Origin of the sequence: Streptomyces longispororuber (assembly GCF_024448165.1) — a bacterium.
Lineage (GTDB): Bacteria > Actinomycetota > Actinomycetes > Streptomycetales > Streptomycetaceae > Streptomyces > Streptomyces longispororuber_A.
This window is the reverse complement of the sequence record NZ_JAMOLN010000012.1, coordinates 22896-39831: the sequence shown is the minus strand read 5'-3', so window position 1 is coordinate 39831 and position 16936 is coordinate 22896. Positions and strand designations below refer to the sequence as shown.

The window sequence follows — 16936 nt, the reverse complement described above, 5'->3', positions numbered from 1 at the left end:
GAGTCGGGACTGTAGTGATCGTCGGGCCGGGTCCGGCCGTTGTTCTGCCGCGGGCAGAGCGCGATCACCGGCCAACGGTCACCGGTCAAAGACTCAACGGCCCACGCACGCCGGACAAATGGGTACTCGAGACTCGGCACTCGATAGGACCGTGTCCCGTGTGGGAGGCTCCCCCATGGATCTGGAGCCCGAGCCTCCAGGCCCGACCTCGTGCACGCATGAAAGCGACTGGAGCCCACCTGTGAGCAGCAACCAACCCGCCCTCCGCCTGATCGTGACCGGCGGCGGGACCGGTGGCCACACCTACCCCGCGCTGACCGCGGTGCGCACGCTCCAGGCGCGCCTGGCCGCGGAGGGGCGGGAGCTGGAGACGCTGTGGGTGGGCAAGGCCGACAGTCTGGAGGAGCGGGTCGCGGCGGGGGAGGGGATCGCGTTCACCCCGGTCGCCGTGGGCAAGATCCGCCGCTCGAAGAACCCGATCAAGATGGCGTCGCCCGCGAACGTCGCGGACATGGGCCGGGTCCCGCTCGGCGTCCTCCAGGCCCGCCGGGCGATCAACTCCTTCGGACCCGACGTGGTGTTGGCGACCGGAGGGTACGTCGCGGTGCCGGTCGGCGTCGCGGCGACCCGGCTGTGCCGCGTCCCGCTGGTCGTCCACGAGCAGACGGTGCGCCTGGGCCTGGCCAACAAGACCCTCGCCGGCGCCGCCAGCGGTGTCGCGGTGTCCTCGGAGTCGACGCTGCCGCTGCTGCCCGAATCCGTCCGCAGGTCGGCGGTCGTCACCGGAAACCCGGTCCGCCCCGAGGTCCTGACCGGGCAGGGCGACAAGGCCATCGAGGCGTTGGGCCTGGCCGGCTTCGACCGGCGGCTGCCGACCGTGTACGTGACCGGCGGCGCACAGGGCTCGCTGCAGATCAACCACCTCGTCCGTGACCTGCTGCCCTGGCTGCTGGGCCACGCGAACATGATCCACCAGTGCGGGCCCGACCACGTCGAGGACCTGCGCCGCGCCGCGACCGCCCTCCCGCCGGAGCTCGCCGCGCGCCACCACCTGACCGCATACGTCGGGTCCGAGCTGCCCGACGTGCTCGCCCTGGCCGATGTCGTGCTCTCACGCAGCGGCGCGGGCACCATCGCCGAACTGACCGCGCTGGGCAAGGCCTCGGTACTGGTGCCGCTCGCCACGTCGGCCGGCAACGAGCAGGCCCACAACGCCGCACATCTGGAGAAGGCGGGAGCGGCCGTCGCGCTGATCGGCGAGGTGACGGCGGAGCGGCTGCGCGAAGCGATCGCCCCGCTGCTGGCTGATCCCGACCGGCGCGCCGCGATGGCCACACAGGCCCGCACGTACGGCCGCCCGGATGCGGCCGAGCGACTGGTGGATCTGGTGCTGTCCGTGGCTCGGCGTTAGGGGGCCGGGGGCTATGGATCGATGGGCGGAAGCCTGCGAGCGGTTGTCGCCGGGCGCCTCGTGACCGGATGAACCTCCCTGTGCACAGGTGCTCACCTTGGGGCTGCCGGGTCCTACCGGCGGACCGCTGAGATCAGTCCGCCGGGCTGCTCCTCGGGCTGCGGCGTGGTGGTGAGCGGGCGGCCGTAGGCGGCGGCGCGTTCGCGCAGGGTGTGGCTGGAGGCCTCCCAGCCGTGTCCGGCCAGCCAGGCGACCGGGTCGTCGGGCATCTCCCAGACCCACATGGACGCCGCCGAACCCGGCTCGGCGCGCGTGCCGAAGCGCTCGATCACGCCGCGCGAGCCCAACGTCAGTCCCATCCGGCTCCCTGGCGCCGACTGCGCGCTGATCCGGGCCAGCAGCAGTTCCACCGCGTCCTCGGACAGGTAGATCAGCAGCCCCTCGGCGATCCACACGGTCGGCGCCGCCGGGTCGTGCCCAGCGGCGATCAGCGCGCCCGGCCAGTCTTCCCGCAGATCCACCGCGACGGTGATCCGCTCGCAACGCGCCTCGGCCCGCTCCCGGCGCAGCACCGAAGCCTTGAACTCCAGCGGCTCGGCGGTGTCGACCTCGAACAGTCGGGTGCCCTCGGGCCAGTCCAACCGGAAGGCCCGGCTGTCCATACCGGCGCCGAGCAGCACCACCTGTCGGATCCCGGACGCGGCGGCCTGCCGCAACAGGTCGTCGAGGAACTTCGTCCTGATGACGATGGAGGTGGCCACGCCGAGGCGGCGGCGTCGCTCGACCTCGTCGCCGGGCTGCGGCGGCGGTGAGGAGGTTCCCAGGCCACCGGCGGTGGCGAAGGCCCGTGCCAGTGGGTCGCGGAACAGTGCGTTCTCGCGCTCGGTCTCCCGCGCGCGCACCCGGGCCACCCCCACCGCCGTGGCCCACACGCCCGACGGCTGCACCTGCTCCGGCTCCTGCCCCTGCTCATCAGTCACCGAGCCAGCCTAGATGACCCCTGTATGACCCGGGTCCGGCGACTTCCCCGGCCCGCAGCTCCCCCCACCATCGGGCACATGGCGGAGGAAAGATCGTTCCTGCGTGTCCATCAGGGTGACCGCGGCGCGGACTGCCCCTGCCTCCCGCCGTACCGGGACAGGCTTGCCCGGTACCGCACACTGATCAATGGAGCTCTGCATGCGTCTTCGTTCCACTGTGGCCGCCGCCTTCGGCGCGCTGGCCCTGGCCATCGCCCTGCCGACGTCCGCGAGCGCCGCGACCGGCGACTTCTCCTACTGGTTCGTGGGCATGGACGGGGAGCCCCAGTCGGTCACCCTCCACGACCCGGCCGGCCCCGGTTGTGTTCCCGTGGCCGAGGCCGCCGACCCGGCCTCCTCCGAACCGGCCTTCGCCCCGCACAACGACACGGACGAATGGGTGATGGTGTTCACGGAGCCCGACTGCACGGGCGATTCCTGGACCCTGCGCCCGCACGGCAACCCCACCACCGAGGACCTCAAGCTGCGCTCCGTCTACTTCACCGGCAAACAGCAGCGGTCGTAAGCTCGCGGGTCCGCGCGGGATGGCTGAGCGTCGTAGTTGGCGAACGACTTCAAGTACGACGCTCAGCAGCCCCGGGCAGCGGCTTCTGGCGGAGGCTGAGCACTTCGCCGGCGTCGGCGAGTAACGCGCTCCCGAGTACCCGCCGGGACTCCAGCCGGCGGCCACGACCCCTTTCGATGCTCAGGGCGTCGCGCCGAAATCGCTCGATGTGCCGCCCAAGGGGAACCAGCGTTCCGCCCCATGACAGCTTCCGATCTTCCTCCTCGCCTCGGCAGTCCGACCTTCCACGGCCCACTCTCCGAGGCCCGCGCCTCACCCGCCGCGGTCCTCGACATCGGCTGCGGCTGGGGCGAACTGCTGCTCCGCGTGGTCGAGTCCGTCCGGCCAGGCACTGTGCGACCCCGAGCAGCCGTACGATCCCGGCGTCGTCCTGCGCGAGCTGCGCGGTCTCGTGCGCCCGGGCGGACGTGTCGTCCTCGGCGAGGGCTTCTGGGAGCGCACTCCGACGGACGAGGAACTCGCGGCGATGTGGCCCGGGGCGCACGAAGGCGACCACCGCGACCACCTGCGCCTGGGAGGACTCGTCGACCCAGGCCCTGAGCTACCGGCCGATCGCGCTCTGACCGGAGGCCGGTGCTCTGCCCGTTCTCGCGGGTTCCCCACTGTGCCCGCTCCGGAAGCGAGGTCGTTGCCGCGCGGGCGTACGGCGGCTGCGGACGTTCAGGTTCGAGGTGATCCAGAGCGCCTGAGGGTCAGTTGCTCAGCGCCAACCTGATGCCGAAGACCCCGATGACGGTCCCGGTGATCCGGTCCAGGAGCCGGCGAGCCTGTGGCTTGCGGAGCCATCCCTGCACGACGCGTGCGAAGCCGATGAGGACGGCGGACCAGAGCAGGCCGATCAGGACATGCACCGCGGTGAGCAGGAGGCCCATGGTGAAGTGTCCAGTGCCCGGCGGGATGAACTGCGGCAGAACGGCGACGTAGAAGGCGCCCATCTTCGGGTTGAGGAGGTTGGTGAGTGTTCCCTGTCGCCAGCCGCCGGTGATCGAGTCGGCGCCGGGGGAGGGGACCTGGACGGCATCGTCCGTGTCTGTCGTGGGCTGTCCCCGGAAGGTGTCCCGCAGCATGCGGGCCGCCATCCAGATCAGGTAGGCGGCACCGATCCAGCGCAACGCGGTGTAGGCGAGATGGGAGGCAGTGAGAAGGGCGGTCACCCCGAGGGAGGTGAACGCACCCCACACCAGGGTGCCGGTCTGGATTCCGAGGACCACTCCCGAGGCTCTCCTGCGCCGGCCGAGGGCCGACGTGCGCAGGATCAGCGCCGTGTCGAGTCCGGGAGTCAGAGTGAGAAGCCCTACTACCAGGGCGAAGGACCAGAGGGCGGAGCTTATTGCCATGGAATGCCAGGCTACCTCGCCTGATCGCCTGCCTGGTGGGCGGGTGTGGATTCGACGCAAGGCCCCCCAGCCGGCCACGTAGTCGTCGCCGAGCCTGCCGCGTCCGCTTGCTCGCGCGGCACCACGAGGGTCAGACCCTCGCGTTCAGCGACCGTGACCACCGGGGCGACGCCGGACGGCACACCGCCTTCTGTCGCCGACACGGGCAAGGGCACTCCGCTGCTCCTGCTCACGCCGGTGGAAGTGGTTCAGAGCCGTCCGGCCGACGTCGTGTCCTCCTCGGGGAAGGCGAGCCGGAACAGTGCCCCGCCGCCCGGCGCCGCCTCCGCCGTGAGGCGGGCCCCGTGGGCCTGGGCGATCTGGCGGGCCATCGCCAGGCCCAGGCCCGATCCGGGCAGCGCGCGGGATGCCTCGGCGCGGTAGAAGCGGTCGAAGACGTGGGGGAGGTCCTCGGGGGCGATGCCCGGGCCGTGATCGCGGACCGTCACGTCCCGGGTGGACAGGGCGACTTCGACGTTCGCGCCGGGCGGGCTGAACTTCGCCGCGTTGCCGAGGAGGTTGGCCAGGAGCCGGGAGAGACGGGACGGGACCCCGGGGAGCGTCGTCGTCATCGCCTGCGGGGCCACGGTCAGGGTGAAGCCGACCTGGGGCCAGTGGGCCCGCGCCGCTTCCACCGCGTGCGTGACCAGGGGGGCGAGCGCCACGTCCTCGACCAGCGCCTGGGGCTCCTCGTCGCGGGCCAGCTCGATCAGGTCGTTGACGAGGGAGGTGACCTCGTGGATCTGGCGGCGCAGTGCCGTGGAGGCGCGGTCGCGCTGGGCGGGGGTCAGGCGTTCGGCGCGGGCGAGGAGCTCGGCGTTGGTGCGCAGCGCGGTGAGCGGTGTGCGGAGCTCGTGGGAGGCGTCCGCGACGAGGCGGCGGCGGGCCGTCACCGAGTCCTCCAGTTCGCCCAGCATCGTGTTGAACGAGGCTGTCAGGCGGGTGACTTCGTCGCGTCGGCCCTGCGGCAGGTCGATGCGCAGCCGGGCGTCGTGCGTCGCCGCGATCTGCTCCGCCGTGGCCGTGAGGTGTTCGACCGGGGCGAGGCCGCGACGTGCCACCCAGTACCCGCCGGCCAGGGCGAGCGCGACGCCTGCCGTGCTGATCACGGCGAGCATCACGGTCGCCTGCCGCAGCGACTTCGTCGTGGTGTCCGAGCGCAGCGCCACCTGGAGCGCCTTGTCCTGGCCCGCCGTGTACGGGGTGGTGAGCATCCGTACCGCGTGTCCTTGGAGGGTGAGGTTCGTGTAGTACGGGGCGTGGCTGCCCGCGGCGACCTCGCGGGTGGTGTCCGTGACGGGCAGCAGATACGGCTGCGGGGGATCGTCGGCCGCGTCGGCCGGGACGAGCTGGGCGCAGGCGGGGGCGGCGAGATAGCGGCACTCGGCGGCCAGCACGCCGGGCGGCTCGTCGCGGTTCTGCTGGGTGGCCAGGGTCGCGGCCTGGGTCAGCTGGAGGTCGAGCTGGTGGCCGAGCTCGTAGCGGATGACGGCGTACGCGGCGGCGCACACGCCCAGGGTGATCAGCGCGACGGTGGCGCAGGCGAGCAGCGCGAGGCGGGTCCGCAGTGGTAGGCGGTTCACGGCGTGCCGAGCCGGTAGCCGACACCGTGGACGGTGTGCACGAGGCGTGCCTCGCCGGGCGTCTCCAGCTTGCGCCGCAGATAACCCACGTACACGGCGAGGGAGTTGGAGTCGGGACCGAAGTCGCGGCCCCACACGGCTTCCTGGATGACGCCGCGCGGCAGCACCTGTCCGGCGTTGCGCACGAGGACCTCCAGGACCGCGAACTCGGTGCGGCTGAAGTCGAGGGGGCGCCCGGCGCGCTGCCCCGTCCGCGTCGCCGGGTCCAGGACCAGATCGCCGTACGTGAGGGTGGTGGGGGAGCCGCCGGCTTCCGGCCCGGGAGCGGCGCGGCGCAGCAGGGCCCGCACCCGGGCCGCCAGCTCGTCCAGCGCGAACGGTTTCACCAGGTAGTCGTCGGCCCCCGCGTCCAGGCCGTCCACGCGCTCGGTCACCGAGTCCAGTGCGGTGAGGACGAGGACGGGGGTGCGGTCTCCTATGGCGCGCATCCGGCGGCAGACCGCGAGTCCGTCGAGGACCGGCATCATCACGTCGAGGACCACCGCGTCCGGCTCCGAGCGGGCCAGTGCGGACAGTGCCTGCTGCCCGTCGGCCGCGGCCGTGACCCGGTAGCCCTCGACGGTCAGCGCGTCCGCGACCGCCGAGCGGACGTCCGGGTCGTCGTCCACGACCAGGATCCGGGCCGCCTCGTCCTGCGCACTTCCTGTTGTCATGGCACAAAGGCTGCCAAACCCGGCTCTTAAAAGTCTCTTAGACCACTCCGTGACGCTCTCCTGCCATGAGAAGCGTCCTACGAACCGCCTCGCGAACACCGCTGTCCGTCGTCATCGGCGCGGGCGGCACCGGCGGCCACATCTATCCGGGCCTCGCCCTCGCCGACGCGCTGCGCCGGGCCGTCCCGGCTGCGGTGATCTCGTTCGTCGGCACCGAACGCGGTCTGGAGACCCGGCTGATACCGCAGGCCGGGTACCGGCTGCACACCGTCGACATGATCCCCTTCGATCCCGCGCTCGGGGCCCGCCGCTATCTGCTTCCGGCGGCGCTGATGAAGTCCGGCGCACAGTGCCGGGCCATCCTGCGCGAGCAGGGCGCACACATCGCCGTCGGCATGGGCGGCTACCCCAGCGCCCCCGCCATCGTCGGTGCCCGCATGGCCGGCCTGCCCAGCCTCATCCACGAGTCCAACGCGGTCCCCGGCCGGGCCAACCGGTTCGCCGCGCGCCTCACCCCGCACATCGCGGTCGCCTTCGACCGCAGCCGTGCCCATCTCCCGGGCGGGGACGGGGCGTTGACGACGGGCATGCCGATCGCGGCGTCCCTCGCCACCCTCGACAGGACGGCCCTGCGGGCGTCGGCGCGGGCCGCACTCGGCGTTCCCGACGGCGCCCGGCTCGTCCTCGTCAACGGCGGCAGTCTGGGCGCGGCACGCCTCACCGAGGCGTCGGTGGGCCTGGCGGCACGCTGGCGCGGACGTGACGACGTGCACCTGCTCATCAAGACGGGCCCGGCCGCCCTGGCGGACACACGCCGCCGCCTCCTCGGCACCCCGGCCGTCGCCGTCCCCTATCTCGACCGGATGGACCTCGCCTACGCCGCCGCCGACCTGGTGGTGTGCCGGGCCGGGTCCGCGACGGTCGCCGAACTCGCCACCACGGGGGTGCCCGCGGTCCTCGTCCCCTATCCGCACGCGCCCGGCGACCACCAGACCCACAACGCCCGGGTGCTGTCCGACGCGGGGGCCGGGCTGCTGCTCGCCGACGCGGACACCACCGCGGAGACGCTCGCCGCCCTCGCCGAACCCCTGCTCGCCGATCCGGTGCGACTCGCGGCCATGTCGGCAGCGGCGCCCGCAGGACCGCACGCCAGGGCAGCCGACCTCCTGGCCCGTCACGTCATCGAACTCGCAGGAAAACAGAGGGAGTTGCAGTACTCATGAGCACCACGTCCAACTGGGCAGGCCGCACCGTTCTCGTCACCGGAGCGGAGGGGTTCATCGGCTCGACGCTGGTCGACCTGCTCCTCGCGCAAGGCGCGGACGTGCGGGCCTTCGTCCACTACAAGCCGTACGCCGAGAAGGGCCATCTGGCCCATCTGCTCGACGACCCCCGTGTTCAGCTCCTCGCGGGCGACGTCCGTGACCCCGGCCGGGTGTCGGACGCCGTCGAGGGCTGCGACACGGTCTTCCACCTCGCGGCGCTGATCGGCATCCCGTACTCGTACGACTCACCGGGCGCGTACGTGCAGACGAACGTGGTCGGTACGGAGAACGTGGCGGAGGCCTGCCGCCGCCATGCGGTGCGCCGCATGGTTCACACGTCGACCAGCGAGGTCTACGGCACCGCGCGCACGGCCCCGATCGACGAGTCCCACCCGCTGCAGCCGCAGTCCCCGTACTCCGCCTCCAAGATCGGCGCGGACATGACGGCACTGTCCCACTGGCACGCCTTCGAGTTGCCGGTGACCGTGGTGCGGCCCTTCAACACCTACGGACCCCGGCAGTCGGCGCGGGCCGTCATCCCGACCATCCTGGCCCAACTGCACGCGGGCGCACGGGAGATCAAGCTCGGCTCCCTCACACCGACGCGCGACTTCACCTACGTGACCGACACAGCGCGCGGCTTCATGGCCGCCGCCGACTGCGACCGGGCCCTGGGCCAGGTCCTCAACCTCGGCACCGGCCGGGAGATCTCGATCGGCGACCTGGCCCTCGCGCTGATCGCCGCCTCCGGGCGCGACGCGCAGCTGGTGGCGGACCCGTCCCGGCTGCGCCCCTCGGGCAGTGAGGTCCACAGGCTGCTGTCGGACAACACGCGGGCGCGGGAGTGGACGGGCTGGGAGCCGCAGGTGTCGCTGGAGGACGGTCTCAAGCAGACGTCGGAGTGGGTGGCGGCGCACTTGAACCTCTTCGCCCCGGACCGCTACCAGGTCTGACGGAGACTCAACTTCCATCTGCGTGACGTCGGTTCGGATACGGCGGATGGCCGGATTCGAACCGGCGTCCTCGCGATTTTGGAGACCGCGCGCGTCGACCGCTGCGCTACACCCGCCACCCATGAGGTTACCCGCCGACACCCGCACGCGCTGCCCCTCGCGCCTGGGCGATGATGTCCCGTCAGTACAACTCCCGTGGCGGGACGGGATGTCCGTGGCGGTTCGACGGGCGCGGCCCGGTCGGCGGAAGTGCCGATCGGGCCGCGGTGCGTGGTGGCGCGCTTCAGGCGGCCACTGCGGTCTTCGCGGTGCGCGTCATGCGGAGCGCGGAGACCAGGAAGAAGACGCCGCCGAGGAAGGCGTAGCCCGCGAGGCTGCTCAGCGAGGCGTTGTCGCCGCCGGCCTGGGCGATGAACGAGGCGCCGGCGAGCGTGGAGATGGCGCCGCTGGCGATCATCGCCCACTGGCCGCCCAGCCCGCGACGGAGAGCACCGACGACGAGCTGGACGAGCCCTGCCGTGATGGCCCAGGCGCCCCAGACCCGCAGGACGGCGGATGTGCCGGAGGTGGCGGCGAGGGCCAGGCCGATGCCGGTCAGCGTGCTCAGCGCGATGTTCAGGTACAGGCCCTGGAGCGGGCCCCCGTTCGCCCTGGCGGACCGTACGTCGACGATCGCCGCCGCCACGTCGAACAGCGGGTAGATCACCAGCAAGGTCACGCTCAGCGGGCCCAGTTCCGAGGCGCTCGCGAAGAGGAGCCCGGCCCACACCACGGCGAACGCGAAGCGCAGGAAGTACAGCTTGCGCAGGGGTGCCGCAGCGCCGGGCGTGGTGGAGACGGGGTCGATGACGGTGTCCATGGGAGTGCCTTCCTGGGGTGGGGCGAGGATCCGGCTCGGCAGCACGCAACCGTCGCAACCCTTGCTAGGGAGAACGTTCTGTCTCTCTAAGATGATGCGCCGCCGAGTCGCTCCCCGTCAAGACCGAACGTTCTCCCTCGCATTGCGTAGAGTGGGGTCATGGCGCGGACCACCCCCAGTAACGGCAGCGGCGGCAAGACCTCGGAAGCGCGCACGCGGCTGGTCGGCACGGCGACCCGGATCTTCTACGCGGAGGGCATCCACTCCGTGGGCGTCGACCGGATCATCGCCGAGGCGCAGGTGACCCGCGCGACGCTCTACCGGCACTTCTCCGGCAAGGAAGACCTCGTCCTGGCCTACCTCGACCACGCCGACCGGATGATGCGCGGGCAGATCTCCGGCGTCCTGGCGGACGCCGGGTCGGCGGTCGACGCGGTGCGGGCCGTCGCGAGGGCGATCACCGACGGCATCCAGTCCGAGGGGTTCCGGGGGTGCGCGTTCCTCAACGCGGTGTCCGAGTATCCGGATCCGGCCCATCCGGTCCACCGGGCCGTACTGCGGCACCGGCAGTGGTTCCTCGACACCGTCACGGAGCTGCTGGCGCGCATCGGTGACGCTCCCGCGGACGCCGATGGGCGCCACCTGGTCATGCTGAGGGACGGTGCCATGGCGGCGGGCTGCCTGTTCGACCCGGCGCTGATCTCCGGGACGTTCCTGCGGGGGATCGAAGGCATCGTGCGGAGCCGGGTGGAGGCGGCGGCGCCGGTCGGCTGAGCGTGCGGGGTGAGGGTGTCGGCTTGGTGCTCAAGCCGTTGTCGTCCGCAGTCTTTCGTCAGCTGACCCGGCTCGGCGCTGCGGCGCCGGTGAGGCGCTCGGCCTCTGCCCACAGGCGGGCCGCGACGGACTTGTCCCGGGCACTGCGAGGCGCGGGGACGGTCTTGGTCGGGCCGACCATGGCCCAGCGCGGGCCGTAGTAGCCGCCGGGCGTGGTGTCGGGGCTGGTCGCCGCGTAGAGCAGGGGTTCCGCGCCCTGCTCCGGACCCTGGGACGGCACGATCTTGTAGAGGACCGACTCGAGGAGGCCGGGGCGGCCGCCGTTCAGGGTCGGGCCGGACGTCATGAGGTTGGTGCGGGTGTAGCCGGGGTGCGCGCCGGCCGACAGCAGGGGCCAGCCGCGGTCGGCGGCGAGGTCGGACAGGTGCAGCATCATCAGCATGTCGGCGAGTTTCGACTGGGCGTAGGCGCGCGTGGGGCTGTAGGCGCGGGTGGACTGCAGGTCGTCGAAGTCGATGCGGGCCCGGTTCGCGGTGCCGCTGCTCATGGTGGCCACCCGCGGGGCGGGCGCGGCGAGCAGCAGGGGCAGGAGCTGCACGGTGAGGGCGAACGGCCCGAGGAAGTTGCTGCCCAGCTGGAGTTCGAAGCCGTCGGCGGTCTCCGTGCGCTGGGGCACGTTCATGACTCCGGCGTTGTTCAGGAGCAGGTCGAGCGGCCGGCCCTCGGCGACGAGGCCGTCGGCGAACGAGCGGACCGAGGTCAGGTCGGCCAGGTCGAGGCGGCGGACCTCGACCTGGGCGCCGGGGTGCGCGGCGAGGATGTCGGCGCGGGCCTGCTCGCCCTTGGCCGGGGTGCGCACGGCGAGGACGACATGGGCTCCGGCTCCGGCCAGCCGCTTGGCGGCCTCCTTGCCCGTGCCGCTGTTCGCGCCGGTGACGACAGCGAGCTTTCCGTGCTGGTCAGGGACCTGATACATGGCGAACCTCTTTAAGTACTGGCGGTATCTTGTCTCGTTCCACGGTAACGTACCACCGGTCGCTTATCAAAGTACCGCCAGTCTGTAATATGGCTGCGTGACCTTCCAGCGCGCTCGCACCGACGAACAACGCAGTCAGCGGCGGCGTCAGATCCTGGACACCGCGGCCGCGATGCTCAGGGAGATGCCGGTCGCGAAGCTGAGCCTGAACGAGCTGAGCCGACGCGTCGGCCTGGCCAAGGCCAACGTGCTGCGCTACTTCGAATCGCGCGAAGCGGTGCTCCTCGACCTCCTCGACGCCGAGATCCGGGACTGGATCACCGAACTGGAGACGTTGCGGGTCGACGACGGCGACGGCGGCGGCGACGGCGGTACGGCACGGGAACGCGGAGACCGGCTGGCCGACACGCTGGCCACCTCCATGGCGCGCCGGCCGGTCCTGTGCGACCTGCTCAGCGCCCAGGGCGCGGTCCTGGAGCACAACATCTCCACCGAGATCGCCATCCGGCACAAGCGCGCGGCCCGGGACGCCCTGCGGTCCCTGATCCGGATCGTGCTGCGCCACGTACCCGAACTCGGCGCACAGGGCGCTGTCGCACTCGTGGAATCGACCCTGCTGATGGCCATGACGGCCTGGCAGTGCACCCGCCCGTCGGACGCCATGCTCGCCGCCTACGCCACGGACCCGGAACTGGCGAGCATGCGCCTGGACTTCACCGACCTGGTCCGCCGGACGACGGCAGTCACCACCTCGGGCCTGCTCGCCCGGCAGGAACCTTCGGCCTGAGCCTGCTCCTGACAGGCGATGCCCGGACGACGCGCCGGTCGGCGGGGCCCTGGCCCGCGCGTCTCCACGGGACGGCGGGCGTCCTTGAACAGGGGCTACAGGTGCGGATGTTGAGACACTATCGCCATGTGGAACCCGAGCGGTCGATCTCTGCGTCACACTGACCGCACGCAGAGATTCCGGCATACGGGGGTATCGCTGTGCCTGAAGGTACGGGGGAAGTGCACCGGCTGCGGGAGGAAGTCTTCCGCATCCACCGGGCGGGCGGGGACGCGGACCCCGCCCTGCTGTTTCAACTGGCCTGGGACTGCTGGGCGCACCAGCTCGGCGCCGAGACGGCCTATCTGGCGCAGTACACCATCCGGCAGGACGCGGTCGACGGCGGCGACCGCGACCGGCGCGTGTACGCCAGGGCGCTGTGGATCGCGGCCCTGACCGTCGACCAACGGCTCGCGGAAGCGGCGGAAGTCGTCGACGAGGGGGAAGCGCCACCCCCGGGAAGCGATCCATCCGCCTGCTTCCAACTGCACCTCAACGAGGGTGTGGTGATGGTCGAGTCGAACCGCTACGAAGAGGCACTCGACCGGTTCCGGCTCGCCGACGCGAACGCGCACCACGTCGACAACGACGAACTCCACGGTGTGCTGGAACTGAACCGGGGGGCGGCACTGAACTCCCTGGCCCGCTACGACGAGGCGGTCACCGCACACTCCCGTGCCCTGGCTTTCCTTCCGCCACAACGCCACGCGGACGCGCTGCTCAACCTCGCCAACGCGCTGAAGGGCTCCGGGCGCACGGCCGAAGCCGAGCAGCGCTACCACGAGGCCTTCGAACTGGCCCGCGGCAACCCCCGGGTCCAGGGGAGCGTCCTGAGCAATCTCGCCGCACTCCTCATGGGGCAGAAGCGCCTCGACGCAGCAGAGCCGCTGCTGCGCGACGCCCTGGAACTCCGGGCCGAGGCGGGGGACGCCATCGGTCAGGCGCGCTCGCACCAGTTGATGAGCGGGCTGCTCGCCGGGCGTGGGGACTTCCGGGGCGCACTGCACCACGTGGCGCGTTCCCTTGAGCTGAGCCGTGGGGCAGGGGTACCGGACGACCCTGAACTGGTCGACCGCGCCCGCGTGTTGGCGGAGGTCCAGCGGCGCCTGGACGCCTCACCCGTGGACGAGGCGGAGATGCTGGTCGAGCGGATGCGCCGGACGAGGAAGGTCGCGGAGCTGGGGGAGCTGCTCGGTTCGGCTTCGCGGGAGGTGCTGGTGGAGGTCGGCGCGGTGCTGGAGCGGGAGCAGCGGCAAGGACGGGGTGGCGGAGCGATCGAGGCGCTGGCCGGGCTGGTCCGACGGGCCCTGGAGCAGGGCACGCAGATGGCGATCGCCGAGTTCACCGCCGAACAGACTCAGCGGAACCGGCAGGTCAAGATCGCCAAGGAGTTCCTCGGCAGCGCTACCTGGCTGGAACGCAAGCGCTACTACGAGTCCGAGCGGAAGACCTTGGAGAGCGAGGAGCTGAGGCGGATGCTGCCGGGCCTCGCCCAGCAGCCGGAGCCCTTGTACGTCCCGCCGGAGAAGGGCGAAGCGCTGCGGCGACTGGTCGAGGCATGTCGTGACGAGGGCGTGGACATGGGGTTCGCCCGGCTCCCGGCCGAGTACTCCTCGGATCTGATCGACCGGTTCGTGCAGGTGGGGACCTGGCGCGAAAGCCTGGCCCTCCTGCAGGCGCACCCTGCCTACTTGCTCAGCGATGAGGTACTGCGGCTGGTGGAGCAGGGGATGGAAACACCGAACCCGATGCGCCGCAGTCGCCTGCAGACGCACCTGGACGTCCTGCGGCAGTGCCGGGAAGTGGGACCGGAGGCGGCCTGCGCCGCCGCCCCCTGCGGGGCGGACGGACCACTGGGCACCAAACAGGTCATCGTCAGTTGGCACCTGGGCCATGCCGAGCCGGATTCCGACGAACCGTACCCGGACATGAAGAGAATGGCCGAGCAGGCGGCGGCCCACGGCGACGGCGAGTCCGAGCTGCTGGCGCTCGCCTTCCTCGGAAAGGCATATCTGGACCGGACCGACGGCGATCGGCTGCACAATCTCGAACAGGCGCGGCAGGCCCTGTCGCGACTGGTGGAGCTCTCCCGGTCCAAGATCCTCTCCCTGACCTTCTCCGGCGCGTGCGTCAACCTCGGGACGACACTGCTGGAACTGAGCAGGCTGCAGCCCTTCGACGGGGACCTTCTGGAACAGGCCAGGGCCGCCTTCGGGGAAGTGCTCGGACCCTCGGACATCCGTTTCCCGGCCACGACAGCCCGCAATGCCGCCCGCGGCATGTACGACACCCTCGCGGCGCTCGAAGCGGCAGATCCGACGCTGGGCCGCCGCGCGGGGTTCCGGGCCGAGCGCACCAGCAGCTGCCAGGTCGCGATGGACTCCTCGGACGCACTCGTACGATCGGGCTCGGTCGAGGACTGCCGCGAGGAGTTCGTCAGGATGTTCTGGGCCTGCGAGCGATTGGTGGAGGACCGCTTCGCCCAGCACCGTTTCGCTGACGCGCTGCTCGCTTCCGAGCGCGGCCGGGGACGCGGATTCCTGGCGGAGGTCGGCGGAACGGGCCCGCTGCCCGACTTCGTGCCCGCGGACCTGGCCCGCCGAGAGGAGCAGGCGCGGTCCCGGCTCGCCAGGCTGCGGGAACGCCCCACGCAGGAGGACCGGGTGGACACGCTCGTGGCGGAGCAGACCCTGGTGGACATCCACCGGGAACTCGCCCGGATCTCGCCCGAGTTGGCCCGCCTGCGCACGGGGGACGCACCGACCCTGGAAGAACTCCTCGAACTCAGGGACTCTCTCGCACCCGGCACGGTGCTCCTGTCCTGGTTCTCGATGCGTGACGCCTGCATCGCCTTCGCCCTCTTCGACGACGGGCAGGTACTGGCCGAGAAGTCACCTCTGTCGTGGGCGGATCTGGAGTCGTACTCCAGGCTGGCCGCGGCAGACATCTGGCGCCGCCCCACGAGCCCCGGCCAGCCGCTCTCGCCGGCCTGGGCGAACCTCACCGACGCCCTGGTGCCACGGGCCTGGTGCCCGCGCCTCGCACAGGCGACCGCCACCGTCCTCGTCCCGCACGGCCTGCTCCACGAACTGCCGTTGCACGTCCTTCCGGTGGCAGGGCTCGACGGCCGATCGCTGACCGAGATCGCCCCCGTCCACTACCTGCCGGGGCTGGTGCTGGGGCGACGCCTCGACAACCGCCGCCCCGACGAAGGAAACGCCCTCGTGCTCGCCCACTCCGGGACGGACTCGGCCGCGGAGCAGGACGAGTTCCTCCAGGAGGCCCACGAGGCCGCGGCGCTCCTGGACGCGGCAGCAGAACGCGTCGCCACTGGTACGGACGCGAGGATCGACCGCATCACGGAACTGGCGCCCACCCTGTCCACCCTGCACATCGCCGCGCACGGATTCTTCGACCCGGACGATCCGCTCGGCTCCGGCCTGCTCCTGTCCGACGGCACACAGGAGGGGACCGAAGTACTGTCCGCGCGCACGGTGATCTCCCGGATGAGGCTCAACGGTGCCGTGGTCGTCCTCAGCGGATGCGAGTCCAACCGCCGGGACCTGGGACCGACCGATGAGGGCGAAGGGCTCGTCCGGGCCTTCCTGGTGGCCGGCGCAGGCCAGGTCGTCGCCAGCCAGTGGAAGGTCGACTCCGCTACGACGCGCCGTCTGATGAGGAGCTACTACTCCCGGGTGCAGCACGGCACCGATGTACCGGGGGCCCTGCAAGGCGCGGCGCTCGAACTGCGCGCCGCACCGGACACCGCACACCCCTATTACTGGGGACCGTTCGTAGCTGTGGGAGCGTGACAGGCAATGTCCCTGGAAGAGATCGGCGCACAGACCGCCTTTCCCGAGTGGCGGCCGGATGCCGTTCACCTCTGGCTGGAACCTGCTGACGAAGGAAGCGGTGTGCGGGGGCCGGCCACGCTGCCCGCGATCGCCGGCAGGCCGCAGATCGAGCTGCCCCGTTCGGTGTTCGACTGCATCTCCCTCGACGGTCTGCGCGACCACCCGTCGGTGGATCCGATCGTCAGGGCCCAACTGGACGCGGGCGTCACCTTCCGGCTCCTGCGGTTCCCCTTCTCGCTGCGCCGCCCGGCCGACGGCTGTGTCCGCGAGATCGTCTTCTCCGTACGGCTCGACGGCCGAGAGGGGAGTGGACCCCCGCGAGTGCACAGCATCCACCCCGCACGCGAGGAGACGCACGACGAGGTCGCGACCGACGTCGCCCTGCAGCCGCAACTGACTCTCGGATCGCTCGGGCAGGTGGGAGTGGGCCGGGTCGGGCGCACGGTCACGGCGCGACGCAGCCGCGCGGCGGTGGTGGGGCTGTGGGGCGAACTCGGCGCGGACTGGGTGCTGCAGGCGCCGGACCGCTCGGCGGAGGGACTCCACGGCACTTGGGAGTTCCTCTCGGTCGTCCGCTGGGACGGGCCGCCGGGTCCGTTGAGCGCTGTGCTGGCGGTGTCGGCGACGGTGGAGACCTCGCGGAGGCTGTGGACGACCAAGCGGGTGGAGCACGCGTACGGGCCGTTCGAACTCATGGAGAGCCAGGCCGTCGTCTGACCTCTCGGCGCGCAAGGCGGAGCG

At 71.5% G+C, this 16936-nt stretch carries 15 protein-coding genes, 1 tRNA gene and 1 pseudogene; 9 read left to right on the top strand and 8 right to left on the bottom strand.

The window, feature by feature from the left end:
* The first annotated feature begins 241 nt into the window (after nt 1–241).
* Nucleotides 242–1411 carry a UDP-N-acetylglucosamine--N-acetylmuramyl-(pentapeptide) pyrophosphoryl-undecaprenol N-acetylglucosamine transferase gene (locus M4J07_RS05570; protein ID WP_255967823.1) on the top strand — a complete coding sequence of 390 codons (1170 nt, stop codon included), beginning with the start codon at nt 242–244 and terminating at the stop codon, nt 1409–1411.
* Between the two features lie 113 nt (nt 1412–1524).
* Here the strand turns inward: M4J07_RS05570 and M4J07_RS05565 are convergent, their stop codons facing one another.
* Entirely contained in the window at nt 1525–2343 is an 819-nt protein-coding gene (locus M4J07_RS05565) for a class I SAM-dependent methyltransferase (RefSeq protein WP_255967928.1), read from the bottom strand.
* 247 nt (nt 2344–2590) lie between these two features.
* Between M4J07_RS05565 and M4J07_RS05560 the strand changes: the two genes are divergently transcribed.
* Both M4J07_RS05560 and M4J07_RS05555 read left to right on the top strand, forming a co-directional pair.
* Nucleotides 2591–2956, top strand: coding sequence for a hypothetical protein (locus M4J07_RS05560; RefSeq protein WP_255967821.1), 366 nt, complete (start codon nt 2591–2593; stop codon nt 2954–2956).
* 240 nt (nt 2957–3196) lie between these two features.
* Nucleotides 3197–3545 (top strand): annotated as a pseudogene (locus M4J07_RS05555) (SAM-dependent methyltransferase); the annotation flags it as partial.
* A 163-nt stretch (nt 3546–3708) separates the two neighbouring features.
* Here the strand turns inward: M4J07_RS05555 and M4J07_RS05550 are convergent.
* The 4 genes from M4J07_RS05550 to M4J07_RS05535 form a co-directional block, all read right to left on the bottom strand.
* Nucleotides 3709–4353, bottom strand: a complete 645-nt coding sequence (locus M4J07_RS05550; RefSeq protein WP_255967925.1) for a LysE family translocator — start codon at nt 4351–4353, stop codon at nt 3709–3711.
* Nucleotides 4354–4364: 11 nt separating this feature from the next.
* Nucleotides 4365–4514, bottom strand: coding sequence for an ACT domain-containing protein (locus M4J07_RS05545; RefSeq protein ID WP_374215000.1), 150 nt, complete (start codon nt 4512–4514; stop codon nt 4365–4367).
* An 87-nt stretch (nt 4515–4601) separates the two neighbouring features.
* Entirely contained in the window at nt 4602–5975 is a 1374-nt protein-coding gene (locus M4J07_RS05540; protein ID WP_255967819.1) for a sensor histidine kinase, read from the bottom strand.
* Complete coding sequence (locus M4J07_RS05535; protein WP_255967817.1) at nt 5972–6688, bottom strand: response regulator transcription factor; 717 nt, start codon at nt 6686–6688, stop codon at nt 5972–5974. The genes M4J07_RS05540 and M4J07_RS05535 overlap by 4 nt, the downstream gene beginning before the upstream one ends.
* Nucleotides 6689–6753: 65 nt before the next feature.
* Between M4J07_RS05535 and M4J07_RS05530 the strand changes: the two genes are divergently transcribed.
* Nucleotides 6754–7911, top strand: a complete 1158-nt coding sequence (locus M4J07_RS05530) for a UDP-N-acetylglucosamine--N-acetylmuramyl-(pentapeptide) pyrophosphoryl-undecaprenol N-acetylglucosamine transferase (protein ID WP_255967815.1) — start codon at nt 6754–6756, stop codon at nt 7909–7911.
* A complete protein-coding gene (locus M4J07_RS05525) occupies nt 7908–8906 on the top strand; it encodes a GDP-mannose 4,6-dehydratase (RefSeq protein WP_255967813.1) in 999 nt (332 codons plus the stop codon). Before M4J07_RS05530 ends, M4J07_RS05525 begins: the two co-directional genes overlap by 4 nt.
* A gap of 41 nt (nt 8907–8947) precedes the next feature.
* Here the strand turns inward: M4J07_RS05525 and M4J07_RS05520 are convergent.
* Both M4J07_RS05520 and M4J07_RS05515 read right to left on the bottom strand, forming a co-directional pair.
* Nucleotides 8948–9022: transfer RNA gene (locus M4J07_RS05520), tRNA-Trp, on the bottom strand.
* A 167-nt stretch (nt 9023–9189) separates the two neighbouring features.
* Complete coding sequence (locus tag M4J07_RS05515) at nt 9190–9765, bottom strand: hypothetical protein (RefSeq protein ID WP_255967811.1); 576 nt, start codon at nt 9763–9765, stop codon at nt 9190–9192.
* 159 nt (nt 9766–9924) lie between these two features.
* On the opposite strand from M4J07_RS05515, the gene M4J07_RS05510 reads away from it, so the two are divergent.
* Nucleotides 9925–10539: a TetR/AcrR family transcriptional regulator gene (locus tag M4J07_RS05510; RefSeq protein ID WP_255967809.1), complete on the top strand. Its 615-nt coding sequence runs from the start codon at nt 9925–9927 to the stop codon at nt 10537–10539.
* A 58-nt stretch (nt 10540–10597) separates the two neighbouring features.
* Here the strand turns inward: M4J07_RS05510 and M4J07_RS05505 are convergent, their stop codons facing one another.
* Nucleotides 10598–11515: an SDR family oxidoreductase gene (locus M4J07_RS05505; RefSeq protein WP_255967808.1), complete on the bottom strand. Its 918-nt coding sequence runs from the start codon at nt 11513–11515 to the stop codon at nt 10598–10600.
* A gap of 97 nt (nt 11516–11612) precedes the next feature.
* On the opposite strand from M4J07_RS05505, the gene M4J07_RS05500 reads away from it, so the two are divergent.
* From M4J07_RS05500 to M4J07_RS05490, 3 genes are all read left to right on the top strand, one after another.
* Nucleotides 11613–12302, top strand: coding sequence for a TetR/AcrR family transcriptional regulator (locus M4J07_RS05500; protein WP_255967800.1), 690 nt, complete (start codon nt 11613–11615; stop codon nt 12300–12302).
* 200 nt (nt 12303–12502) lie between these two features.
* Nucleotides 12503–16153 (top strand): CHAT domain-containing protein, encoded by a 3651-nt coding sequence (locus tag M4J07_RS05495; protein WP_255967798.1) that lies wholly within the window; start codon nt 12503–12505, stop codon nt 16151–16153.
* A 102-nt stretch (nt 16154–16255) separates the two neighbouring features.
* On the top strand, nt 16256–16912 hold the full coding sequence (locus M4J07_RS05490; protein ID WP_255967796.1) for a hypothetical protein: 657 nt from the start codon (nt 16256–16258) through the stop codon (nt 16910–16912).
* Nucleotides 16913–16936: the final 24 nt, after the last annotated feature.